The organism is Paenibacillus sp. FSL M7-0134, assembly GCF_038007865.1.
Lineage (GTDB): Bacteria > Bacillota > Bacilli > Paenibacillales > Paenibacillaceae > Paenibacillus > Paenibacillus polymyxa_B.
In genome coordinates this window covers 1,975,748-2,001,309 of sequence record NZ_JBBOXV010000002.1, presented here as the reverse complement: position 1 = coordinate 2,001,309, position 25,562 = coordinate 1,975,748, and the positions used below count along the sequence as shown (strand labels likewise).

22 protein-coding genes are annotated in these 25,562 nt (G+C 46.7%); 4 read left to right on the top strand and 18 right to left on the bottom strand.

Going from position 1 to position 25,562, the window contains the following annotated elements:
* Positions 1-5: 5 nt before the first annotated feature.
* Positions 6-1,808 carry a vWA domain-containing protein gene (locus NSQ58_RS24810; protein WP_341058375.1) on the bottom strand — a complete coding sequence of 601 codons (1,803 nt, stop codon included), beginning with the start codon at positions 1,806-1,808 and terminating at the stop codon, positions 6-8.
* 300 nt (positions 1,809-2,108) lie between these two features.
* On the opposite strand from NSQ58_RS24810, the gene NSQ58_RS24805 reads away from it, so the two are divergent.
* The 3 genes from NSQ58_RS24805 (at position 2,109) to NSQ58_RS24795 (ending at position 3,505) form a co-directional block, all read left to right on the top strand.
* A complete protein-coding gene (locus NSQ58_RS24805) occupies positions 2,109-2,261 on the top strand; it encodes a hypothetical protein (protein WP_023988385.1) in 153 nt (50 codons plus the stop codon).
* The gene (locus tag NSQ58_RS24800; protein ID WP_023988384.1) at positions 2,254-3,171 is read left to right on the top strand and encodes a hypothetical protein; all 918 of its coding nucleotides are present in this window, start codon (positions 2,254-2,256) and stop codon (positions 3,169-3,171) included. Before NSQ58_RS24805 ends, NSQ58_RS24800 begins: the two co-directional genes overlap by 8 nt.
* A 172-nt stretch (positions 3,172-3,343) precedes the next feature.
* The gene (locus NSQ58_RS24795; protein WP_256026366.1) at positions 3,344-3,505 is read left to right on the top strand and encodes a hypothetical protein; all 162 of its coding nucleotides are present in this window, start codon (positions 3,344-3,346) and stop codon (positions 3,503-3,505) included.
* A 180-nt stretch (positions 3,506-3,685) separates the two neighbouring features.
* Here NSQ58_RS24795 and fabG read toward each other — a convergent pair whose 3' ends face one another.
* The 5 genes from fabG to NSQ58_RS24770 all read right to left on the bottom strand — a co-directional run bounded on the left by fabG (position 3,686) and on the right by NSQ58_RS24770 (position 10,339).
* Positions 3,686-4,441 (bottom strand): 3-oxoacyl-ACP reductase FabG, encoded by a 756-nt coding sequence (gene fabG, locus NSQ58_RS24790; protein WP_068940776.1) that lies wholly within the window; start codon positions 4,439-4,441, stop codon positions 3,686-3,688.
* 338 nt (positions 4,442-4,779) lie between these two features.
* Entirely contained in the window at positions 4,780-7,536 is a 2,757-nt protein-coding gene (locus NSQ58_RS24785) for a PHB depolymerase family esterase (protein ID WP_341058374.1), read from the bottom strand.
* Positions 7,537-7,809: 273 nt separating this feature from the next.
* On the bottom strand, positions 7,810-8,148 hold the full coding sequence (locus NSQ58_RS24780; protein WP_023988379.1) for a hypothetical protein: 339 nt from the start codon (positions 8,146-8,148) through the stop codon (positions 7,810-7,812).
* 135 nt (positions 8,149-8,283) lie between these two features.
* Positions 8,284-9,414 (bottom strand): bifunctional cystathionine gamma-lyase/homocysteine desulfhydrase, encoded by a 1,131-nt coding sequence (locus tag NSQ58_RS24775; protein ID WP_025724184.1) that lies wholly within the window; start codon positions 9,412-9,414, stop codon positions 8,284-8,286.
* A gap of 1 nt (position 9,415) precedes the next feature.
* Positions 9,416-10,339, bottom strand: coding sequence for a PLP-dependent cysteine synthase family protein (locus NSQ58_RS24770; protein WP_053325324.1), 924 nt, complete (start codon positions 10,337-10,339; stop codon positions 9,416-9,418).
* A gap of 259 nt (positions 10,340-10,598) precedes the next feature.
* On the opposite strand from NSQ58_RS24770, the gene NSQ58_RS24765 reads away from it, so the two are divergent.
* Positions 10,599-10,844, top strand: coding sequence for a hypothetical protein (locus NSQ58_RS24765; RefSeq protein ID WP_341058373.1), 246 nt, complete (start codon positions 10,599-10,601; stop codon positions 10,842-10,844).
* 224 nt (positions 10,845-11,068) lie between these two features.
* Here the strand turns inward: NSQ58_RS24765 and NSQ58_RS24760 are convergent, their stop codons facing one another.
* The 12 genes from NSQ58_RS24760 to opp4C all read right to left on the bottom strand — a co-directional run bounded on the left by NSQ58_RS24760 (position 11,069) and on the right by opp4C (position 25,552).
* Complete coding sequence (locus NSQ58_RS24760) at positions 11,069-11,368, bottom strand: DUF6509 family protein (RefSeq protein WP_023988376.1); 300 nt, start codon at positions 11,366-11,368, stop codon at positions 11,069-11,071.
* The gene (locus NSQ58_RS24755; RefSeq protein WP_076294847.1) at positions 11,362-13,329 is read right to left on the bottom strand and encodes an ATP-dependent DNA helicase; all 1,968 of its coding nucleotides are present in this window, start codon (positions 13,327-13,329) and stop codon (positions 11,362-11,364) included. The genes NSQ58_RS24760 and NSQ58_RS24755 overlap by 7 nt, the downstream gene beginning before the upstream one ends.
* A gap of 291 nt (positions 13,330-13,620) precedes the next feature.
* Positions 13,621-14,625, bottom strand: a complete 1,005-nt coding sequence (locus NSQ58_RS24750) for an ABC transporter substrate-binding protein (protein ID WP_023988374.1) — start codon at positions 14,623-14,625, stop codon at positions 13,621-13,623.
* A gap of 120 nt (positions 14,626-14,745) precedes the next feature.
* The gene (locus tag NSQ58_RS24745) at positions 14,746-15,243 is read right to left on the bottom strand and encodes an RDD family protein (RefSeq protein WP_023988373.1); all 498 of its coding nucleotides are present in this window, start codon (positions 15,241-15,243) and stop codon (positions 14,746-14,748) included.
* A 397-nt stretch (positions 15,244-15,640) separates the two neighbouring features.
* Positions 15,641-16,777 carry a glycosyl hydrolase gene (locus NSQ58_RS24740; RefSeq protein WP_340958210.1) on the bottom strand — a complete coding sequence of 379 codons (1,137 nt, stop codon included), beginning with the start codon at positions 16,775-16,777 and terminating at the stop codon, positions 15,641-15,643.
* A 56-nt stretch (positions 16,778-16,833) separates the two neighbouring features.
* Entirely contained in the window at positions 16,834-18,744 is a 1,911-nt protein-coding gene (locus NSQ58_RS24735) for a glycosyl hydrolase (protein WP_338533523.1), read from the bottom strand.
* A 28-nt stretch (positions 18,745-18,772) separates the two neighbouring features.
* Positions 18,773-20,677, bottom strand: a complete 1,905-nt coding sequence (locus NSQ58_RS24730) for a heparinase II/III domain-containing protein (RefSeq protein ID WP_341058369.1) — start codon at positions 20,675-20,677, stop codon at positions 18,773-18,775.
* A 206-nt stretch (positions 20,678-20,883) separates the two neighbouring features.
* Positions 20,884-21,876, bottom strand: coding sequence for a cation diffusion facilitator family transporter (locus tag NSQ58_RS24725; protein WP_023988369.1), 993 nt, complete (start codon positions 21,874-21,876; stop codon positions 20,884-20,886).
* A gap of 259 nt (positions 21,877-22,135) precedes the next feature.
* Positions 22,136-22,405, bottom strand: coding sequence for a 30S ribosomal protein S14 (rpsN, locus tag NSQ58_RS24720; protein ID WP_028542369.1), 270 nt, complete (start codon positions 22,403-22,405; stop codon positions 22,136-22,138).
* A 262-nt stretch (positions 22,406-22,667) separates the two neighbouring features.
* Positions 22,668-23,636 carry an ABC transporter ATP-binding protein gene (locus NSQ58_RS24715; RefSeq protein WP_053325319.1) on the bottom strand — a complete coding sequence of 323 codons (969 nt, stop codon included), beginning with the start codon at positions 23,634-23,636 and terminating at the stop codon, positions 22,668-22,670.
* A complete protein-coding gene (locus tag NSQ58_RS24710) occupies positions 23,629-24,612 on the bottom strand; it encodes an ABC transporter ATP-binding protein (RefSeq protein WP_053325318.1) in 984 nt (327 codons plus the stop codon). Before NSQ58_RS24710 ends, NSQ58_RS24715 begins: the two co-directional genes overlap by 8 nt.
* Before the next feature lie 13 nt (positions 24,613-24,625).
* On the bottom strand, positions 24,626-25,552 hold the full coding sequence (opp4C, locus tag NSQ58_RS24705; protein ID WP_023988365.1) for an oligopeptide ABC transporter permease: 927 nt from the start codon (positions 25,550-25,552) through the stop codon (positions 24,626-24,628).
* Between the last annotated feature and the right edge of the window lie 10 nt (positions 25,553-25,562).

The following is a 25,562-nucleotide window of genomic DNA, read 5'->3' as shown; positions in this document are numbered from 1 at the left end:
TTCGTTTAGCTGTTTACTGAAATAAATTCCAGTAAAATGGTTTTGTCCACACTGGCTAACGGGATGGTCAGACGATCACCGTTTTTGAGTTCAAAACCGTTGCCTGTGTCTACAGCCCGTCCGGATTTCTCAATCGTAATCTCGGGGGTACTGCGCACAATGATACGATCCTGATTGGCTGGTGTGAACACGACCTTGTCGGTTCCAGCAAATTCCGGTGCCAGTTGCAGCAACTGGTGCAGATTAAATTTGCCCCGGAAGGTGTTCAGCTTCTTGTATTGTGGATACGTTTTTTCGCCAGTGTTCTCATCCCGGATTTCCAGTACGATTTGACCGACAAAGCCACGGTTGGCCTTTTTGACAGCCTTCCAGATGAAATATGCGGCAACCAGCAGAATGAGCAGCCCCAGCCCTAAAAGAATGAGTGGCATTAGCTTGGACTTTTCAGCAGGTGTTGTTGGCTGCGTTGTGCCTGTATTCGTACCGCTCGTCGCCCCTGCTTTAGCACTGATGGTTACAGGCTGTGTTTCACGGTAGAAGCTCTTCTCCTCTGCTCTAACGGTTAGTTCGTAGTCATGCTCATCTGGAATCGTATAGCTACCGGTAAAAGAATCCCCTGCATTGGTTAACGGCACCTCATTCGTTGTACCGGAATCCAGATCCTTGACCTTCAGAACAGCATTCATATTCGCATACAATTCCTGATCCTGAAGCTGCTGGCTATTGCTCGTCAGGTAGGAACGAATTTGAACTGCATCGCCTTTTTTGTATGATTTGGCGGACGGTGCGTCCATTTTCAGCTCCAGATCGTAGTTAAACACCAGATTAATATCAATCTGATCCTGCTGGACTCCCTTGACTTGGAGCTTCCAGTCACCAGCCACAGGCTTGAGCAGTTTAATCAGCGAGTAGCTTTTGGACTTGGACAGCAGCACATCGCTCGAAGGAATCGGCTTGGTGTTACCCGACGGGTCTATCAGTCTCGCATCCACCGGTTTCGAGGACATGATCGAAATGTTAGCCTCCAGCACACTATCATTCGGTACGGTTACCGTTACATCCTGATAGTCGCCGTTTGCCGTAATGGACTGCAAAGGCACCACTTTCAACTTCAAATTGCTGGCGAAAATTTCACTTAAAATGTTCGGCAGGTCATCCGCTGAGCTTGTAATAAAGGACTTGCCGCCCGTTTGCTGCGCTATGTCGGCAAGCTTGTTTTTATTCAGCTTCCCATCTGCATTCAAGCCGATGGTGTAGATCGGAACGCCGCTATTTTTAGCCTCGGCTACAGCCTGTGCCATATCCTGATCTGATTGGCTTTCGGTTCTGCCTGTCGTCTTATTAAAATCGTTGTTACCGTCGGCCAACATGACGATCATAGGCGCATGTCCAGCTGTTTTACCATCTTGCAAAATGCGGATCGCTTCCTTGACACCCACGGAGGTGTCAGTATACGCCCCCCGGTTCAGTCCGTCAATAAACGTCTTCAGTTCCTGCTTATCCGCTTCGGATGTAATATTAAGCAAGGCTTTCTCGCGCTGTACGACATCCGTATACGCTACAATCCCGACCTTGTCATTTTGCGTCGACAGCATATCAATGAACATTTTCATGGCTTCATTGCCAATTTTCCCAGGATCACTGGTGTTCATTGAATTACTTACATCGACGACCAGCACCGCATCCACCTTAGAAGCAGAGGGCGAAGCGGCATTCGCCATCTGTGGCTGCCATGCCAAAATCGAGGTCATGATCATTGTACATATGATTCCGATGACCAAAAACCATTTTCTGTCTCTACTAAACATCGCTTGTACCCCTTTGCCGGTTAATTCTCATTCTAAATTACAGTTGTACTCCCCTACTATTAAATTATAATGAGTTTTACATGAACGCCAGCTGAAAATACTGCCCAAATGGTCTGAATCCAACCAAAAAGCCTGTCATACCGCGAGATTTTACCAATATCCTGCAGTAATGATATAATTATACCCCAACAAGGGCAATCGGGCACCAGCCTTCTCCTTTATACGACAAAAATGACAGTAGCGAAACCCGCCCATGTAAAATATTGAAGTAAAAATCCAAGCAGAAAGAGGAAGTACACTATGATCTCATACGGATGTCTGGCGATTATGTTTCTTTTTGTCGCCATCAAATCACTAATTTACTATATACATAAAAAACGCGCCCCGTCGATTACACAAATCGACACCGAGCTTCTGGCACTGCTGAACCGGAGAAGTGAGCGCAATGAATAGTTCCAAACAAGCTGTACAATTTCGCCCATTTACCCGCACAGAGCACGCCTTCCAAAAGCTAAGAGTCTGCAAGCGTTGTGGACAATTCACCGCCCTTTGGGAAGAGAAATGTACATCATGTGGTCGGGATACACTAGTTCCTGTAGAGCAATATGCCAAACTTAGAGCCAAACGTTATTTTCGTAAAGACCTTGCCGTCGGCGTCATATTGCTGGCCGCTACTGTTTTTTTCGGCCACTCGCAGCAACAAATGTTTCTATGCGGTATCGTCGGTGCGTTCTTTCTGCTGCCCTTGGTGCTTCTACAGCAGGGTATTTATCCTTATGAACAGCGTAGGCAGCTTATACGTCTGTTCAGAGGTCGTATAGGGCAGATCCAGGAAGGACTAAACGTTAATCATAAAAACGCGGTTGCCCTGCGGCAGCTCAGTGAGCGTGTCTCCTATGAAATGCTGCGTGAGATGGCTGTACTCATTCACAATGATCGGATAAGGCTCCAGCAGGTCGCCCTGCTGCAATCTTTTGTTCTCCGCAAAGACATGGAATTAACGCTCGATCCTCTCCTGATCAAGAGCTTCGAGCCGCTTATGGTCAGATATATCGGAGAGATTGCCAGACTCAATCGTGAGCTGATCAAGGACCGGACATTCCGATACGTAGTCTTTTATGAGCGCCGTATTCTGGAATTGGCAGGGGGCGAAGATATTCTCGTCCGCGTAGCCAGTGCAGCTGTCCGTAAAAAGCGCTACGTAGTCACCCATGCCGCTTTCATTTCCAGATATGTACGCAAACTGCCAAAGGAACGAGTCCAGCGTTTATATCATATCATTCAAGAGAATCCGTTAGAACCCTTTGGAGATTTGGCCGATGAAGTAAAGATCATGTACCTGATGGAGCAGTATAAAAACTGATCTGTCCTAACGCCCTTCTATATATGACGTCATTACCATGACAAACCACTGCAATAAAGCAGCAAAAAACCGTCAGGATCGCCTGGGTGGTATCATCCCCTTCAAGTAGACACTCTAAAAAAACCTTGTGTGTTACCATGAGGGTATGAGTGAACCTGGAGGGGATTTTCGTATGGCTAACCAACTCAAAGTTTGGGTGAAGAAGGTTCGAAATGCTGAACCGCTCGATTGGCGCAAGGGTTCATCCAACCCGATGAAGGGGCGTACACGTTCCTCCTTTTCCAGTATCAAAGAAGAACGAGATTACTTGATAGCTCAGGGGTGGACTACTTAAAAAGCGATATTCAAATCTGGTGACGGAGCGAAGCTCAGCGGTTTCAGGATAAACTCAAAAAGCGCGCCCCGATCGAGTATCGGCACGCGCTTGCAGCTTAGCTTTTTTCATTCGTCTACTTGACAGGGGTATGACTACTCAAGGATTCATTTTATTCCTCTTGGTACAAACTTGTTTTTATTAAGATTCAGGCAAGCTCTGTCCTCCGTCGATAATAATTGTTTGTCCCGTGATGAAGCCAGCCTCCTTAGAGGCAAGAAACGCAGCTGCATGTCCCATTTCTTCAACGGTTCCAAACCGTTTCAATGGAATAGCTGGAAGCATGGTTTCAATGTATTCTGGGAAGGTTTGTATCATTTCAGTCATTGTATTACCGGGCATGATCGCATTGATTGTAATACCAAACGGAGCTAACTCAAGCGCTGCACTGCGAATAAAACCGAGTTGGGCAGCCTTACTCGCACCGTAATGCGACCATCCTACAAATCCTGTCGCCGGCCCCGTAATCGAAGATGTTAACACCACTCTTCCATATTCAGCTTTTTTTAAGAATGGCAGACAAGCCTGTACAGAAAATAAAGCTCCACGCACATTAGTATTCATCACGCTATCCCATTCTTCAGCAACCATTTCTTCAATTGTAGTCATAGGGGCAATACCTGAGTTAGCACATAACACATCAATGCCGCTAAAGGCCACCGATACTGAATGTGCCATCATTTCCATAGAAGATCGATCCGTGACATCACCTCTAAAGCCTTGCGCGTATCCACCGGATGCTCTGATTTCGGCAGCGCATATCTCGGCCTCATCTAGGTTACGAGAAATAATGGCTACTTTAGCTCCCTTTTCAGCAAAGACTTTGGCGATTCCTTTACCAATCCCCTTACTCGAACCAGTTACAATAACCGACTTGTTTTCAAATGAATTTTCCATTATGTTTTCCCTCCTTCGGAGAGAGAGCATTTGCTCTCTAAATAGATCAAAAAAAATATCTTATAAGAATATTAATAGATTGCATGACTAGATTAATCTTTTCCTGTGCACTTTATGTGCCTTTCCCTGGATAGAAGAAGGATTCAAAACGTTTATGATGATATTCACATTTTTTAGCTTTGTCAATAAAGTGGACGCACAAGGCTACTTCCATATCTCGACATGGTTGAGCTCTCTTGAAGGAGTTTTGATTTGTCTCACGTTAAGGGGTCAGTCCCCCTCCCCAACTCCGGACGTTTTTTTATTTTAGGATTATCGTGTCTAATTAGCTGTCTTCTTTATTGGCCTTGCAGTTTTTGCTGCGCATGTCTGATGGAAGTAAAGTTAAAAGCACGCACTCCCTTGCTGTCATACACAATAATCTCTTTATTCAAATATGGGTGTAAACCATTAAAATATCCAGGCATAATCAGTCTGCGCATAAATAGGTTTTTACCCAACATACGGGGGGAATTGGTCGCTACGACAAGCATTTGCTGGGTTGCAGACCATGGGCTAGGTTGAATATATGACAGACAATACTCGCCTGCCGTAAAATCGCCGCCCAATGTATACCCTTCCTCCGTACATGTAATTTGCAGATCAGCTTGGTGCTTCTGAAGCAGCTCATGTCTGGACAAGCCCGAAGTGACACATATCACGTTGCTATCAGCCAGTGCTTCCTCTGTAATATCATTGGAAGACACCACCGGATAATGAACACCGATATACGGATTCCAAGTCGCTGTTCGTGGGCTAGCCAAGGCGTTCGCCGTCCGTCTCACCGCCTGCTCTTCCTCCGGTGTAGCATAGCTGGATGGAAGGACAATGTGAAGACGATCCATATAAACGTCAAGCACACCCATACCATGGCTCAAAACGTTTCTTCCCACGCTTTTCGAATCCACAATTTCCTTTTTGGCATCCGATTCTTTTGAAAAGCATTCACTGCTTTCTTCCTCCCGTTCGGCAATCAAACGGTATTCAGGTGAGGGACGTTTATGTGAGTGTGTTTTAACAAAGCGAAAGCGGCTGTATTCCCGCAAGTCCAACACGAAAATACGGGCTCCGATACGAACTTGGGCCAATTCCAAGGGCATGACCTCTTGAGAAAGATGAATGATAAATTCTTCGGCGTGAACTGCCTCAATATCCAACTCACCTGTGGCACTCATTTCACCGTACAACTCGGCATATTCCTCATTTTCATCCATTCGCGTCAGTTCCAGCCAGTAAGCCCGGTTATGTCTACCCCGTTCCGTCCGATAGGCAATACGCTGAGGTACGACATCCCTTTTCCATTGCATAAGCCAACCCAGTACGCCGTCCAGAAGTCTCAGCTCATGCGTATCCCAGTGATTAGACTGCCGCTCTACGACACCTTTAAAATGATCAGATGGAAGCTCTGTTACAGGGGCTGTGTATGCTTGTGCAAATAAGTAATCCTGATCTCCGCATACATTCAATATTGGCATATTCAACAGATTTATCAGATGCTTGGGATGTGGCGCTCCAGAGATAACCGCAATAGCCGCAAACCGAGAAGGATAAGCCTGTGCCATCGCCCAGGCCGCATATGCTCCGTTCGAATAACCCGTCAGATAGATCCGCTCTTCGTCCACTCGGTACGCTTGCAGTATGACATCCAGCGCCTCCAAAAAAGCAGCTTCTCCAATATAACTGCCCAACGTTACACCACGGCATGAAAAAGTAACGAATATAGCTTCCTCTTCCCAGCCTTGCCCAAAACCTCGATTCTGAAAATCCGGCAAGCCCAGTTCATATCGCTTGCCTGGCATCAGAACGATCAGAGGATACTGTCGGTCAGTCGAATAGCTTCTGGGAAGCTGAATGGTATAGCGTTGCAAACTATTATCCAAACGGGAGACAAAAAATCCTTCCCCAATTCCGTCATTAGACAAAAAGATGTGTTCTTCTTGAAGTAAGGACGGGGAGTGTGACTGTTCGGCATGTCCACACGTGAAGATTTGTTTTAATAGCTTGATATATTCACGTACAACCCGGTAATCCCAGATTTCAAAAGGATCTTCCGGCAAACCCGTTAACCTTTTTAATTCCTCAAGCAGACCCTCTATTTGTATTTTCTGCGCAGAATGAAGAATACCTATAGCGCGGGCTTGAATGTACCGGTCATACTCTTCCTGCAAGCCCTCCACGACGACTGACAAAGGCCGCACAAGTGCCGAATACACAAAATGATGCTCCACAGCCTCATGATCCCGATATGTAACGGTGAAGTGCAGCATTCCCGTATTCCTGGCCTTTTCCTCGTCCCAGTCATAGCATTGCTCCTGCTCCCAATGTGCTGGAAAGCGATCCAGCTTCATGCCTTCATCATTCGTTACCTCGACCCATAACGTTTGATCTAAGGGAAGATCTATCCGATCCTTACGCAGTAAATAAAATAAGATCGGGCTGTCTTCACCCTCCCTGCCAGCACTTTTCTCAACCTCTAACCAAGCCATATGAAAACGTATATTACGCTCTACAAATTCACGTTGCAGTTCTGTCACATCTGGTTCGTCGCATACCTGATTTCCACTGATACGAATAGAGCGGGCCTCCTCGGGAATAAACGCAGCAATGATAACTACCGTGTGATCGCCTTCCTCCAGATACAAGCGAAAAGGACCGGATTCCGCATATACCAGTGTGCCATCTATCCAAATTTGTCCCGTTCCTTCAAAGGGTCTGAAAATCACTTCCTGTGCAGCCATACAACGAAGATTTGAAACCAGCAAAAGCCTTTCTTGTTCGGCCAAAGGCGGAAAAACACCTAGATTTAGTTCGGCAGTCCGAGGGTCCAGCTCGGTCAATAATCGGCACGCTGCCTTTCCTCCGGCTGAAAGCTCTACTCCTTCTTCATCACAAGCCTTTTCCAAATTCCATTCCTCATGGGCAAAATAACTTGTCCATTCCCTGCCCACACCGCAATTTTCCGGGAGCATGACCGGACCGACTGCATAAGCAGACCTCAGACGTACCGGATGATCCGACAGCACAGTTGTTGCTTTTTCCAGATGTGTGAACCTCATAACATTCCCCCTCCAGGTTTTTGTTTCCTCAGAGACGTAGTCGCGGTTATATTCCGTTTAACATTCAATTTAACTATATAAAACTATTCGTTATTACCTCTACGTACTCCTCTGTTCTTCTCAAAAAAGTAGCTATGATAAAACAAAAAAACGAAGAAAGCAGAGTGCTTCACTTCGTTATTAAAAATTTCTATATCTAAAAACCTATTTAATGCTGCCATGATTGTTGCTAACAATACTAGGGTATAGTATGTTTAGGGTGAAGTTACTATTTTAAAAATGTGCATAACTCGCTTGAATTTGCTTTTCCAACTTAATGCGTTCTAACTTTAGCTCCCAAATCTGTTCGCTCCACGAGTTTCGATCCGCCGCGTTATTACTATTTCGTAAGAGATCAAACAACCTCAGCAATTCATCGTTAATCTGATCAAAATGCCGCCACAGCGTATTAATCTCAGAATCTTTAGTCTCTTTGCCATTCTCCAGCAATTGATGCCGCAGGGCTTCTTTGAGCTCCTGTTGCCACTCTATATCGTTCAATTGTTTCGCATAATTAAGAAGATCCAGATAGTCATCTACCTGCAGGTAACTGCGTGTTTTTATCTGTTTCATAGGGTCTCTCTCCTTATGGCTCAATCTATTACCAAGTATTATACTCGGTTATTAAGGGAAAGCAATACTTTATTCTACAATACACAAAAAAAGAGGCAGCCTCAGCTACCTCTCTTGAACATTACGATTATTTTCTTACAATGCTGCCTGCAAATCTTCGATCAAATCTTCCAGATCTTCAATCCCAACCGAAATCCGCACCAAACCTTCGGTAATACCTAGCTCTGCACGACGTTCTACTGGAATAGAGGCGTGCGTCATACGTGCCGGAACACTAATCAGACTTTCAACCGCTCCCAAGCTTTCAGCCAGTGTAAAATATTTCACCTTTTTCAGAAGTGCAACCGCGTTAGCGTCGCTACCTACATCAAAGGAAATGATGCCGCCAAAGCCTTCGGCCTGGATTTTGGACAGTTCATGCTGTGCATGGCTTTCCAGTCCAGGATAGTACACTTTGCTAACCTTCGGATGTTTTTCCAAAAAGGCTGCAATTTCCTTTGCATTTTGCTCAATCGCTTCCATACGCAGACCCAATGTTTTAATACCTCGGATCAATAACCAAGAATCTTGCGGGCCGAGAATAGCACCAATGGCGTTTTGCAGAAAATGAAGTTGTTCTCCCAGCTCGTCGCTGTTCACAACAGCCAGACCGGCTACAACATCGCTATGGCCGCCCAAATACTTGGTAGCAGAGTGAATGACGATATCAGCCCCAAGTGTAATTGGCGTCTGCCAATAAGGGGTAGCAAATGTGTTGTCGACGATCAATAAAAGATCATGTTTTTTTACAAGCTCCGAAACAGCGCGGATATCCGTAACCTTCAAAAGCGGGTTCGTTGGCGTTTCGACATACAATGCCTTCGTATTCGGACGAATTGCTTTGGAGATGGCTTCCAGGTCAGTCGTATCCACAAATGTGGACTCAATTCCGATACGGCTGAGGACTTTGCTTACAATACGGTAGGTGCCTCCGTATACATCATCGGTCAGCAAAATATGATCCCCTGCATTAAACAGTGAAAATACCGCATGGATTGCTGCCATACCCGAACCGAAAGCAAAACCACGCTTTCCTTCCTCCAGATCCTTAATCAGCTCCTCCAGAGCAAACCGGGTCGGATTGCCTGTACGCGAATATTCGTATCCCTTATGGACGCCAATTTCCTCTTGCTCATAAGTGCTTACCTGATAAATAGGAACGTTAACCGCGCCTGTATGGGGATCGGTAGGAAGCCCGCCGTGAATCAGTTTTGTTTTGCGTTTCATTTTATATCCCGCCTTCATATATTTTTTTGCTCAGATAACGTTCGCTGCTATCCGGGAAAATGGTAACAATATGTGCGCCATCCGGTGCATTTTCGGCTTCCAGTAAAGCGGCATGTAAAGCAGACCCTGAAGAACTGCCAACGAGAAGACCTTCACGTGCAGCCAGTTCCTTGACACGGTCAAAAGCATCGACATCGCTAATGGTGTGAATGGCATTAAAATATCCTTTATCCACAAATTCAGGGATTAATTCCATGCCAATTCCTTCCGTTTTATGTGGACCTGACTCGCCGCCATTCAAAATGGACCCTTCCGGCTCCACGATGACCGTTTTAAGGGCTGCATTTTGTTCCTTAAGATAACGCGAGGTTCCCATAAACGTTCCCCCCGAGCCTGCACCTGCCACAAATACGTCCACTTTGCCGTCCAGATCGTTCCATATTTCAGGTCCCATTGTCGTATAATATGCCTCGGGATTATCCGGATTACTGAATTGCCGTGGCAAGTATGCATCTTTTATTTCAGCAGCCAATTCTTTTGTTTTTTCGATAGCTCCTTTCATCCCCTCACTTGTCGGGGTATGAACGATGCGTGCTCCCAATGCCTTCATCAGGTCCTGCTTCTCTTGGCTGAACTTCTCAGGCACAGCAAAAATAACCGAGATATTATAATGAAGCGCCGCCATCGCAAGACCAATACCTGCGTTGCCTGCTGTTGCTTCAATTAATGTCCCCCCTGGCTTCAGCTGACCTGTTTTCAATGCTTTTTCAATTAGAGCCTTACCTACCCGATCCTTTACGCTGCCGCCGGGGTTCATAAACTCCAGCTTCGCAAACAGGCGAATTCCTCTCGGTAGAGAATAGCTGCTCAGCTCCACTAATGGCGTACGTCCGATGAGTTCGAGGGTATTTTGATATACATTCATAATTTCAAGCTCCTTTTAATGGCGAATCCAAAATAAACCAATGGTCAAAAATTAACGCCTATTGTCGGAGAAGTTCGCTATCATCTCCGAGAAAACACAGTAATACGGTAAGTATTGATGCAATAAGATTTTATGTGTATTTGAAGCTTTTGTCAAATGGACCAGTCACAATACCCACACACCCTGCCTGCTTGCTCGATATGATAGAGAAGATGTCACAAAATATCCCCGTGCAACATAAGGAGGAGTGAGTTCATATATGGGAAAGCAATTTCTGAAGATAGCTGCCGTATATTTTGCCCTCAGTGTGCTGCTTAGTGTAATTATTGGCGTGTCGGGTGATTACAGCCTGTCCAATGTTCAATCTCATATCCATTTGTTGGGTTGGATTGCACTTGGAATTATAGGTCTGATCTATGTGACCTTTCCTGCACTTTCAGTTACTATTCTGGCACATATCCATTTTTGGATGCATAATATCGGTCTGCCTGGCAATTATAGGTGAAAATTACGAGGTTCCAGAGGCTGGAGTTTGGGTCGCCATAGGGTGGGTGTTACTCGCGGGGGGGACTATGCTGTTTATGGTGAATGTGTGGGATAGACTGCGCTAGAGCAAATAAGTTCTCTTCATTAGACCATAAAAAAGGAGCCTGGTCATCCCAGGACTCCTTGATATCTTCATTATATGTTAGCTATACACCAGCTGTACTAGCTAAGTGTTCTATACTGTTACTTCACTGTTTCATCCTGTACATGTTCTTTACAGAAGTTCTCAACAGCTTGCAGCTCATCATCTTCAAGTTCAAGATCAATGTAACTATTCGTTACTTTTTCAATTAATTCATACTTTAGCAGTCCCGTCTTTTCTTCGTCTACTAAATAAAGACAACGGATATACAGTCCGTTTTCAGTGTATAGCTCGTCGTCCTCCTCTACCTCTACATCAATGATAAATTCATAACGCTGTCCAGTCAAAATACCAAAAGCATCTTTAATCTGATCTACTGTGTACGTTGTAAAATTCAACATGTTTTTATTCCCTCCGGGTTTCCTTCAATTACGGTGCATTCTACGCCCGCAGGCAGTAGTTGTTCAACTTGTGTGCGTACTTCTTGACGTCTCAAATCCTGGCCCATGATGGATATCCAGCCTCGATCATTACGCGAGCGAATTAAACGCCCTATGCCTTGTCTGAGTCTAAGTGCCATGTGAGGCATATCTATCTGAATAAACGGATCTGCTGCATCCTTGCGCAGAGCCGTAAAAACCGGATCATTCGGAGGAAATGGCAGTGACCAGATAATGACGTGCGACAGAGACGGTCCAGGAATATCCAATCCTTCCCATAATGTAACAGCGCACAACACACTTTCCTCATCATTCTGAAAAGCTGAGATCAGATGGCTGATTTCAGCCGAACCTTCGTACAGAAAACGATAGGCTGATGCCTCTGGGTAAGCAACGAGATCCTTCTTGAATGCAGCCAGTTCCTCCTGTGAAGGAAACAGGATAAGCGCTCTTCCCTGCGATTTCTCCAGCAGTGTCAGCGCTCTCTGGATTGGATCATGCCCTGCTTGCAACGGGTACAGTGCAGCTTGCATCTGATCGCTGTAGTCATAAGGTGAAGCAACAGAAAACGTTAGCGGATTTTCAATACCGAGACTCTGCGCCATATAGTCAAAAGAGCTCTCTACGGAAAGCGTAGCTGAAGAGAATACGATTGGTATATGCTGCGCAAATACTCGTTCTTTGAGAATCTCTTTTACCATCTTCGGCATAACCACAAGCGTTAACCCATCCTGATCCTCCATCACCCACGAAATGAGAAGTTCAGGACGCTTAAACAAAGCCAATGCGGTTTGAATCATTTCCAAATGTTCTTCCACAATTTTGACTTGATACTCATCCAAAGAGAATAGCCCGCTTTCAAATACAAGCTCTTCTTCGATCGTGCCGATCAATTCACCAAAGCGGTTTACCTCTCGAATCAGCGACTCATTCAGGATGAACTCCTTGCGATTAGAACCCTGTACAGGCTGACTGTTCTTATCAAGCGCAGCGAACAAAACCTCACTTTGGGAGATCGCATCTTCGATCGTCATTGCCAAAGATTCTCGCACTTCCCCCTCGAGAAGTCGGGTAATAATAGACTCAAACTGAGCGTGCTTAAGCTTGTAGGTAAGTGCATTTTGTGCCGCTGTCTCCAGCAGATGCCCTTCGTCAAAGACGACAGAGCTGTGCTCCGGCAGCAACGGCAGCTGACCCTCCCGCTTTCTCGCTTCGTAGGTCCATACATGCTCCATATAAAAGTCATGAGAGCAAATGACCAGATCTGCCGCTTTGCGGTAATGATCACGAGACAACGTCTGACCGCAACGATGGCGCTGATGGCAAACGAGACAGTCTTGAAATACATCCCATCCGAGTCTGCTCCACTGTCCATCTGTTAGCTCGGGATACTCCTTCCGATTTCCGTAAGGAGTGAAGGACTGTAACGTATCTGGAAAATGAACAAAATCCGGCAGTTCCTGATAAATATCACGGAAAACATCTGCGTCCTCATCCAGTCCGCCTCGCACCTCATCCAGCTTATTCAGGCAAATATACTGATCCGGCGACTTCCCCAATCTGGCATCAATCGTCAGACTCAAATGCCGTGCCAGCTTGGCGATATCCCCTTCCGGCTTTACCAATTGTTCAATTAACGATTCATCCGCACAGGCGATAATCGCCGGTTTTCTCATGTATCGAGCATATGCAATAGCGTACAGCAGGTATACCAGCGTTTTACCAGTGCCCACACCTGCTTCTGCAAAAATGGTCTTTTTTTCCTTATAGGCACGTTCTAGCTGGAATGCCATATAAATTTGTTCATCCCGAACCTCAAAGCCGACTTCAGGCAAAACTTCATAAAATACATCCGCAATCCAGTCACTTGCCTGCTCAATAAACGGCTTGGACGGATCAAAGGCAAAAGGGTAAGTAGTCAATCGGGCTGTGCCTCCAATTCGTTCATAATGTGCATCCTTTCATTATAACGCAAAACAAGCTAAAAAGAACATGAAAACTGTAAGAACAGCTTACATTTTTTATTTCGCCATGAAATTCTATAAATAAAGGACATCAGGGTTCGTTTGTGTGAGTACGCTACGAGGAGGATTTGGCGAAGGATTTGGTGGAGAAAGCTTGATAAGAGATAGGTTAAGCAAGGGAATTATTCATAGCATAATGAGAAAACAAAGAAACCAGCTAATGCTTTCAGGCACTGGCTGGTTCCATGTTTACTTTTGCTTCATCAAATCTGGAATTTGTTCAAGAAGCCGTTCTCTCGTGATGGCATCATCAAAATTCCATGAGCTGTCGAGTGTATATACCCGTTTGTTTTGAACCGCGGGAATGGTCTTCCATATTTCACTGTTCATCAGATTATTAGTAACTGCAACTGTTTCTTTACTCTGATCCGACAGAATAAATAGTTCATCCCCGATAAATGCAGGAAGCACCTCGTTAGAAATGGTAGCAAAGCGCTCTTTTTTATCAATCAGGTCTGTTTGTACCTTGGGAGCCGGTTTAAAGCCAAGCACATCATACAAGGACACGGATGCACCCTGATGTCCCATAACATACAGGTTCTTCCCCATAACTAACAACACTGTCGCTGTCTCTCCTGGCTTAATGTCAACATCCAGCTTGGCCTTCATTTGTTTGGCCTTCTCGTCATATAAGGTTTTGAATTGGTCTGCCTCTTTAGTTTTTCCAAGAAGTTTACCTAGCTCCTGCATACGTTCAAAAGTTGCCTGGTCGGAATGAAGAGCCACGGTAGGTGCAATTTTAGCTAACGTATCAATCGCCTTTTCATCCCAATTGTCGTGAAGAATAAGGTCCGGTTTCAGCATCGTCACTTTTTCCAGATTCACTGGGTAGCCTACATCGGTAATATCCTTGGTAAGGTCCGCATACACAATTTGTGACTGAATGACACTCAGACTCGCACCTGCTGGACGTACACCCAAGGCAAGCAAATCCCCCGGATCACTGCCTACATAAACGATCCGCTGTGGATTTACCGGAATCGTTACTTTACGTTTTTGAGAGTCTGTATATTCTCGGGTGGTCGGCGTTGTTGATGCCTCTTCCTTTTGAACCGTGCTGTTTGCAGCCTGTCCTGCTGTAGGGGAAGTTTGGGCAACATTTCCTTGAGAGCTACAAGCTGATAGTACAACGGCTATAATGAGCAGTACTCCCGCCAGTATAGGGAGTTTGGTCGATTTTTTTACATGTAGCATATGGATGTATCCTCCAAGTTATATAGTCTATAGAAAATGATAATCATTATCATTCACTTAATATTACATAATAGACCCATCTTCTGCAACGGAAATTTCCTTAATTCATGATATTTGAAGCTACTGGAGTGAAGGACAATTGCTGCTCATGTGCTGCAACTCCTTTTTATTCACAACAAAGGTGTTGGTACAAAGATCGTGGAGTCCCTGTTTTTTGGCAGTAAAAGCAACCACAATATAAATAATATGAGCAATTACAAAAGAAATGGCTTTAATCCAATAACGTCCTGAGGCATGTAAGAATCCAAGACGCTTTCCTTCCTTGTCTACAACAATTAAAGAGAACACCAGCTTACCCGGTGTTGCTCTTACCTTCGATGATTCCCATAACACACAGTACAACCATGGCACTACGAGCCATAAGATCAGCGGCCACAACATAAGCAGTACTTGTATGAAACCCGTCTCCTTTATGCCCAGAAGATCTGGGATAATGTAAATTGCGCCCCCTACTAAAAGGACTATGGCAGTAAGGATGATCAGATCAATCACAAACGCTGCCGTTCTTATCCAAAATCCTCCGTATATTCTTTTTGTACAATCACTTGTTGCTGTCATGATATGTATAACTCCTTTTGCAAATGAGATTTAAAATCCAGTTTATTCCTTTACACAAGAAGATATCATACGGTTACCCACCTATATTGTCAATTTACGAGTAAATGCTCTTAAACAAGTAAAAGGACCTATTTCCATGCATCAAAATGAAAATTTTCATAGGAGTTAAGAGCTTATATCAATGATTTTTCTCTGATTGGGTACAAAATAAGCTCAGCCACAATCTCTTAACCCCCTATAAGTAGTACTTTGGCATCGAAATAAATCCAGCCTTTTCATGCATAAAAAAACAGCGTATATGTAAATGAAATTACACACACGCTGCTTCACAATTCATTCCGTAAATCTGACAAACGACCGTATGATTAAAATGAGTTCGTTCTTGCACGCTTATACACTATATTTTTTTGCATTCAACACTAAACAAACCTTCTTCTCCGCGCAGCTTTGCCAATGCCTCGACAAAGAAATAATCGCCATAGATAATGGGAACGTTGATGTATTTTTGCTCAGGATAATGTACAGTCCCGTTCATCAGCAATCCCTCATGCTCCTCGCCCCACGCCGTACATGTATGATGCAAGCCCTCGAGGATAGATGCTGCAGCTTCTGTAAAATGCTCTGCACGCGTCGAATATTTTGCCAGCTCCAGCAAACCACTGGCCGCAATTGCCGCCGCCGATGAATCCCATGCCCCGCGGTGCTCTTCTTCTGCTCTAAAATCCCACACAGGCAGGCAAGCATCGCCCAGCTGGGACAGGAAAAAGTCAGCCGTATTCTCGGCCACCTTCAAATAACGCGAATCGCGCGTGTACCCATACGAAAGCGTAAAACCATACAGAGCCCAAGCCGTGCCACGTGCCCAGGCAGAACCGGGAGCAAATCCCTGTCCGCCATGCTCGGCGACCTTTTTTCCAATCTCTGGATCGAATTCGATCACATGTGCGATAGAACCGTCCGAACGGACAAATTCACGTGCTACGGTATCTGCATGCTGCACAGCGAGAGCGGCAAAACGCGGATCTCCGCTTTCCTCCGAAGCCCAATAAAGCAAGGGTAGATTCATCATACTATCTATAATCGCAACGCCCCGTGTATCCATGTCCTTCGAGGGGAAGTTCCACGCACGAATAAAACGGCCATTCACGTTAAAACGGGCAGCCAGCAGATTGGCAGCCAATAACCCACGTCTTCTGGACTCAGAATCTCCGTTCAATCGGTGGGCGGCCACGCCGCTGAGCAGCCAAATAAAGCCAAGATCATGGTCTACAGCTTCGCTATTATAGAGTATTTTTTCCAAACGACCCTCGCACCGCTGTGCAATCCCGGCAGCCACACTGTCAGGACGCGCCCGATTGGCTAGCCATAGCAGTCCCGGATAAAAGCCTGCTGTCCACCACGCTTCTTCACGATTATCATAACGTCCACCCTCTGCAACATGTGGAAAAGCGTCCCCCAGTCTTGCCGCCAAGGCAAGCGTTTTATCCAAAGCCAGCTCCCACGATTGCTCCAGCCACGCTTCTGCTTTCGTCATTTCTTTTTCCTCTCCTTTTTCCACATGTTAAACCATATTTATGGCTCCAGCTCTATCTATTCAGGTAACCGAATGATAAAGGAAATGCGATTACCTTCACATTCCAGACGCGCTCCCTTAAGTAAACCATTCCGACAGGCCACAGAAGCTAATTCTTCCGGCCAGACCACATTCGTTCCTTCCGTCGTCGGGATGACTTCAAGGCTTGCACCTGCGTATTCTACTCGAATGCTTTCCGTTTCTTTCCCAGCTGACATGACATGATGAATAACACTGCGCTCCCGACCGTCGTACGCCATTAGGGGAATAAGTGCCCCTACATTCTGAATATTGCCTTGAAGCTCATACGCCACTTCAATTTTGCCGGGTACCTGACGATAATGCGTTCGGATTTCCCTCACTCCCGGGAATGGGCCTTCCCACAGGAGTGTAAAATCCGTTGCTCCGTCAGACGCTGAGCTTTGTTCCATCTGTACGGTTCCTCCACCATCCTGCGGGTCAATCCCTCCATCCCGGTCGAACTCCAGTGTACCGGGAATGCCCTCCGACAAGCTGTGCCACTTTCCGTCCTCCGTTTGCCAGGCCGGGGTATAGCTCAACGGGAAAATATCTCCCTCCGCGAAGCCTGTAAAGCCGCGGTCTGCATGACCTGCTGAGGACGGACCGATCAGCGACGGCAGCGCAGACTGCTGAATACGCACGATGCCCGGAATATTGTACGGGTCGTTGACCGATGTTTGCACAAGCATTTGCTGCCCGTCTACGGCTGCAATGACAGTCTGGAACCAGCCATCCGTTGCCAACACCCGGCTGCCGATCTCCGCCGGGATGAAGGTTGGGGAAATGCGATCCATCTCCTCCCCATGTAGAAGGGTGTGGGCCAGCACAGCCGCCGTCCACAGACTGTAGCAGGTATGATTCGAGTACACCTCAAAGCCATGCCGTGCCTCGGGCGAATAATGGTTGCGGACGATATGCAGCTTTCCTTCATCCGTCTGCCAGCGGCTAATCGCTTGCCAGCATAGATCTGCTGCCCGTCGGAACGCACCTGCGAGCCCATGCTCTCCTGCTGTAAAAGCCTGCTGTGCATGTGTTGTAAAGACAAAGGCCGCCGCCGCTTCGTTCCACTGATGCTGGGCGCTTCTTCCACGCGGCGGAATTTCCCCGTGCGGGGATAGCGCCAGTAATGTGCTGAGCGCCCCCCTGCGAAGGTGGTCACGCAGTTCGAGTGCGCAGCTGCCATCATATCCGTTCTCCAGCATCACGCCCAGATGAAAACGTGTAACGATATCGTAGGCAAATGGGCTATTGGGCCGATCCAACGGACCATCCTGATACAGGCCCAACCCGGTAAAACGAGGCAAATGGTAGCTGCGGATATACGTCTCCATCCATTCCGAATCGGCTGCAATTCCTTCCGTTGCACGCAAAAACTCGCCGGAAATCATAATCGCATTCCAGTTGATCATCCGGTTCGGATTTTTCATTTTGCTCATCGTAAAAATGTAGGTCTGCTCCGGCTGAATTCTGCTCAGTTGCTGCTTCCATGCCATGGCTTGTTCTGGCAGCAGATTTTTAAGGAGCCGATACGCTCCCATCATCATAATTGGAAAAAAGTCTGGGTGGTGATCTGGCGCTTTTTCCTCCACTACACAAGCTATGCTATGCGTCAAGGCCGCAGCAGCAGATTCCAGTAAATCATGCCGACCTTCTTTGACCAACACCGCCGCAGCCAACGCATAGGAGGGGGTGGAGTAGTACCGTTCACTTTCAGAATGGGGGTCAATGATAGCTCCGGTTTCGTCCTGATGCAGGGCATATGCACGAACCAGCTTTTCCAGCACAGCCAGCTTATGTTGGTGAGTCCATCCGTCATTCACTCGATTTGGCGCGCTTTCCACCTGTTCTATAAATCTCTCCAGCTCCGTCTGCCAAGGGTACACGCTGCCTGTCTGCAGCTTATTCATCCTGTCTGCCTCCCATTCAAAATGAAAATTAATGTATGGTAAAAAACAGATTGCAATCTACGCTTGCAGAACCGTTCCATTGATTGGAGTCCAGTTGCAGCGATGTTTTATAAAACACAAAAGGAATTCCGTCATGATCTATGTGCTTCACAGCCTCCAACCCCGCCCGCAGCACGCTGGCATCATAATCTAACCTGACCCCTGCGTTCGCTCCCTTCCATTCCACGAAGCCTGCTCCCAGATTAGGCTGAATACGACTGATCAAAAGCTCCTCCACATCCCGTGACTTCATGCTCACGCCAGACGTTTCAAACTCAAAATGATCTGTGACGGTAAGCCTTGCCCCCTCGTTTCCCTCCAGCACATTCCATGTAAAGGAGCGGGTGAAGACTGCCAATTCTTCTACAGGATAAGCAGATGTCAAATCAAGCTTAAGCCTTGTGCCCGTCTGTACCTCCTCCTGCTCATCCAAAGCAATATCCAGCACAGCCGCCTTTGCCTGTGCGCCCGATTGCTGCATAGTCCCATTGATGACAGGCACGGAATGACCGCCGGAGGAGATATTAATAATCGACTCTCGTCCCGATGAAAAATAGGCTTTCGTGTACAAGCCTGCTCCCAGATCGCACAATATATTTTCGCCACCGCCATGAAGGATGAAATGTCCAAGATCGTTATGATTGTGCGGTTCATTGTTATGCCCAGCCTTCGCTGAAAATGCAAGCATGACACCTGGTTCACCCTTTTGGCTTTCGGGTCCACTATGGCTGGAACTGCATCTGTGGCACATCAGCCAACCGAGTTGCGGCAAATAATTGGTAACGGTCTCACCGCTCCCGAATGCCAGAGGATTCGTCCAGACCAAGTTGCGCAATACATGAGCCCAGCGGCGACAGGGGTCTTCCAACAGACCAGGTACGCGGAAAGGGAGTGTAGATGGTCCTCCTTGCAAAGAATTCAAATGAGAAATGAGTCCGGAAGGCAATCGTTCCGTTTCACTACTGTCCGAATAATTAGCGAAAATACCATCCGACAGATGAACCCGCTCTGCAAAGGCTGCGATTTGCCTAACCTTTTCCGAGTTCAGAATATCCACAGCTCCCTCGGTAAACTCACGCAGCATATCGGCAAAATAAGTGAAATAACCAAAGCCGTACACCCAGTAACCTACGCCTTCGGGACATCCCCCGTCCTCTCTGTAGCCTGCCAAAAAACAATCCAGCGCGCCCAGCATACTCTCGATGGCTACCGCTCTGGAAAAGTCGTCTTCTACCAGCAGCAATGCTGCAATTCCGCAACCGGAAGCACATACTGCCGACCAATTATGATCTGCGGTTTCCCATCCAAAATGACGAGGCTTCCAAAAAACGGGTTCCAGCACACGACGTTCAATCTCTTCGTGCACCTGAGCGACCACATGGCTAGCCAGTTGTTCTCCTAGCAGCAATAAAATTTCAACCAGCGTTTGTGCTGTTTCGGACGCGAATAAATCCACCTGCTGCCAAGGCGGTGTTACTGTGTCCTCTTCATTGACATGTGCAGGAAGCGCCCATGTGTACTCGCTACATATGTCCAGCAGACCGCTTTCCACCTCTTTCATCTTTCGAGGCTCCGGCTTGACAACAGCTTCAAGCACTATAGCAACCAGTCGTCCACGCCGTTCAAAGTACACATCCTCATACGGCTTGCGCTCTCCTGTATTAGTAAATTCCCGAAACAGAGACAACGGCAGTTCAGGCCATGATGTTTCCCGATTATCTTTACAGACACGCACAATATCCATCCAAAGTTCGGCGTATATCGGCTCAGAGACAGTCGTCCGCAGCCTTTTTGTCCAATTACTCCTTAACCGTTGCCTTGCTGAATCCTGCATGCCGCCAGCCAGCGCCTTAACGAGCCGCGAAGCAGGCCAAGCCTCCCTCAGAAGACTCATTTGCATTTCCTCCCCATGAGAAGCATTTGTTTCACCTTCTTTTTTGTTAACGCTTTCATTGTATCTAACAATCATCCTAAATTCAAAGGGGTAGTAAAACAATTGAGAAAAAGTAAAAGAACCTCCATGCCCCGTTGCTGTGGTCATGGAAGTTCTTGTTTTACACTATTGCCAATCCCCGTCCAGATTCGCTTTGATCATTTTTTCTAAACTGTGGGTTTCTCTTGTTTCCACTTTCTAATCCCGTCATCTTCCAGAATACCCAATGCTGCATCTGAGATATTAGGATCACGTAGCAAAGCGTCCTCGACTCTAAATTTAATATCGTCAGCATCTGCCAGCGTCATGCCCGGTGTAAGCTCAATCAACCCTTCCACGTGATAGTAGCGTCCCTCCTGCAAAATACGCATTTGATAAATATCCGTTACATGTGTATCTGCTAGAATAATGGAAGCCACACGTTCTTCGATATCAGGAGGAGCAGATACACCAATCAAGCCTACCATGTTGTCGTAACCGACCCGGAAAGCAACACCGACCATCAGACAACCGATGAGTATACTCGAAATTCCGTCCAGCAGTTTAAAATCTGTCAGCGATGTGACCACCACTGCTAGCAGAGCAAGTACTCCACCCGTTGTTGCTACCAAATCTTCATAAAACACCAGCCGGGTTGGCGGTGCAGCACGCCCCACATGGCGGAACGCAGTGGTGAAAATGCTTAGCCCCTTCGCTTCTACTCTGGATTCATGCAGCACTTCTTTCATCGCTTTGCTCCATACAAATCCGTCCACCACTAGTGACAAAATCAGCACTACTACATTAATCCAAAATCCATGTGTAGATTCAGCTGGATGCTGCAGCAAATGAATGCCTTCCAATGCGGTTTCATAGGCCATAATCGTTACAACAATAACGGCAACCATACAAAACAGGTTAATCACTCGTCCAAAGCCGGTAGGAAAGCGTTTTGTCGGTTTTTTCTCTGCTAGTACACTGCCCGCGAATACAAACATTTGATTCACTGCATCCGCAATGGAATGCATCATCGTAGCAAACATAGAGCCGCTGCCTGTCAAGGCAAAAGCAATCCCCTTAATCAGAGCAATGCCGGTATTACCTAACGCCGCCGAGCCCGAGGATTTGTTTCCTTTTTTGACCATACTCCAAAAGGAGTCCTCTCTCTGTTTCACTTCCATCTTGTAGCTCCTCCTGAGGTATACATAATCTGATATATCCACATTATGTAATCGTTTGTTATGTATATTTTTAACCCGTCCATATTCTACCTAACCATCTGAGGAGAATCAATACAAACGATAATATTTTCCATGGAAAAGGAATGCCCCATGTCCCCCTACGACATGAAGCATTCCCGTTACAACCTTCTATCAGACATATCCTCAGGTTAACAACACAGATAATCTCCATGCGCTGACGATCGACATAAGTACCTGTTTACCAGCTTGATTTCGTAATTCCTGGAATTTGGCCTTTATGTGCCAACTCGCGGAACGCGATACGAGACAGCTTGAATTTGCGCAAGTATCCTCTAGGTCTGCCCGTCAGCTCACAACGGCTTTTCAGGCGGGTTGGAGATGAGTCACGCGGAAGCTTTTGCAAAGCTTCGTAGTCCCCTTTTGCTTTCAATTCACGTCTCAGGTCCGCATATTTAGCTACAATTTCCTGGCGTTTCTTCTCTTTTACGACTTTTGACTTCTTGGCCATGTAAAGCTCCTCCTTGTGATATATGCCAATCATGAAGGTTCACCATCACTACCGCGAGATTGATGAACACGGATATGGACATGATTTTATACCTCAAATAGTAATCGTTACGATTACTATTTAATATAACGCTGCTCCAGGTATGTTGTCAACCCAAGCGCTTTGAATCACGACATTAAAAAGCCGTTGAAACAGCAGCCCCCTTCACTCTTGTGAACGGTCTGCCGTTTCAACGGCTTTAAAATTTGCTGACTGACTTTGTTCATTCAGCCAAATGGCAAGCTACCCAGTGATCTGGACGAGCCTCACGATAGAGTGGAATCTCTTTGGAGCAACGGTCGATTGCAAAGGGGCAGCGAGTATGGAACTTGCAGCCCGAAGGCGGATTAACCGGACTTGGAATATCCCCCTTGAGCAAAATACGTTCTCTCTTCAGCTTCGGCACCGGAATAGGTACAGCCGACAGCAACGCCTTCGTATACGGATGCAACGGATTCCCGAATAGCTCGTCACGCGATGCCGTTTCGACCATGGAGCCTAAATACATCACGCCAATACGGGAACACAAATGTTCCACCACGCTCAAATCATGCGAGATGAACAAATATGTCAGACCCCGTTCGGCCTGCAATTTGGCGAATAGGTTAATAATCTGCGCCTGTATGGACACATCCAGCGCTGATACCGGCTCATCAGCGATAATTAAATCCGGCTGAAGCGCCAGCGCTCGGGCAATGCCGATCCGTTGGCGTTGACCTCCCGAAAATTCATGGGGAAAACGGTCGATATGATACTCTGACAATCCACATAGCTTGAGCACGTCCAGCACAATCTGCCGGACCTCCTCCTTCGTTGCTATACCGTGATCCAGTAGCGCCTCACCAATGGCATCACCAATCCGTACACGCGGATTCAGCGAGCTATATGGGTCTTGAAAGATCAGCTGAATTTTGGGACGAAGTTCCTGCATCCCTTTGGCTGACAAGCTGTGTAGATCCACCCCTTTGTATTTTACGGTACCGTCCGTTTTATCCGTCAATCTAACAATCGTGCGGCCCACCGTGCTTTTACCGCTCCCCGATTCCCCTACCAATCCGAAGGTTTCACCCTGACGGATCGTAAAGCTGATATCGTCTACCGCCCGCACATGTCCTGAAGTACGGTTCATAAATCCGGACTTCACCGGAAAGTACGTTTTTAAGCGGTCTATTTCCAACAACGGCTCAGCCATGAACAACCGCCTCCTCATATAACCAGCAGGATGCTTTCTGCTGAGCTGAAACTTCTTTTAATGTAGGCTCCTTTACACGACAAATGTCCATGCACTGCCCACAGCGGTCATGAAAATAACAGGAAGTCGTCAGCTCCAGCGGATTAGGGACCTGCCCGGGAATGGAATACAGTTCCTCTTGGCGCTGATTAAGCACCGGTTTGGATTTTAGTAACCCTTGTGTATAAGGATGCTTGGGATGATTAAACAGCTGTACCACTTCGCCTTCCTCGACGATCTTGCCTGCATACATCACAATGACGTAATCAGCCATTTCGGCGACAACACCCAGATCATGGGTGATTAGCATGAGCGACATATTGGATTGGGCTTTAAATTCACGCAGCATATCCAGGATTTGCGCCTGAATCGTTACATCCAACGCCGTGGTTGGCTCATCCGCGATAAGCAGCTTGGGACCACAAGAAATAGCAATCGCAATCATAATTCGCTGCAGCATCCCCCCGCTCAGCTCATGCGGATAACTTTTTAAAATCTGCTCCGGCCGGGATATACCGACCTGTTCGATCAGCTCCAGTGCTCGCTTACGAGCTTCCTTACGGCCCATTTTCAAATGCTCAATCAGTGGTTCGGATAGCTGTTCACCAATGGTCATGACCGGATTCAATGAAGACATCGGCTCCTGAAAGATCATGGATATTTCATGTCCGCGAATCGTGCGCATCTCATTTCTGCTAAGCTCTAGCAGATCGGTTTCCTCAAAGCGGATGCTTCCGCCTGCCACTTTACCACCGGGACTCTGGATCAGACCCATGATGGACATCGCGGTAATACTTTTGCCGCATCCCGATTCACCGACAATGCATACCGTTTCCCCTGGCTTCACACGGAAGCTGATATCATCCACCGCTTTAACCGTTCCTTCTTCTGTATAAAAATGAGTGCTTAAATGTTCAATAGAAAGTAAATTGTCCATGGTGTATGATCACCTACCTCTTATGTTTCGGGTCAAGTACATCCCTCAGCCCGTCACCAAAAATATTAATAGCGATGACTGTAGCAAAAATAGACAGTCCTGGCGGTATCCACAACCACGGACGTTGCTGAAAATCCAGCACATTGTTAGCGGCATCAATCATGTTGCCCCAAGTCGGTGTTGTGGGCAGCACGCCAAGGCCAAAGAAGCTGAGCACAGATTCACTCAGGATGGCTCCGCCAATATTCAATGTAGCGATAACGATCAACAACGGTAAAATATTCGGCAGCAGATGCTTGAACAGCTTTCGACGATTCGAGAGTCCCAGTACCGTCGCGGCTTGCATAAATTCACGTTCCCGCAAACTAAGCATCTGGCCCCTCACCATCCGTGCAATCCCCGGCCAGTTGACCAGACTAAGCATCAGCATGACAATATACATCCGTTGATCGGGCGGAACCTTCCAGTCAGATAGCAGCGCACCCATAATAAATAGCAGCGGCAAACTGGGAATCGTCAGCAGCAAATCAGCAACGCGCATAATGATTTGATCTGCAATCCCGCGAAAATATGCGGATATGACCCCCAGCGTAGCTCCCAAAAAGACAGACAACACCATAGAAGCCAAACCCACAGTAAGAGAAATTTGACCTGCCTGCATCACACGTGTCAGCACATCCCGCCCCAGCTTGTCTGTTCCTAACCAGTGATGGATATTTGGCGCCTTGTTCATCATTAATATATTTGTTTTATTATCGGAATAAGGAGAAAATAACGGACCGATAAAACAGAGCAAAAACATAAATACCACGACAAGCAGACCAGCCATAGCAAGCTTGTTTCTGAACAGCTGCCGGAGCGCTTGCTGCCACATTGAAGATTTAACAGTTGTTCGCAGTCTGCCGCTGCTCTTGCTCAAATTACTGCTCACGGATGACATTCCTTAGCCC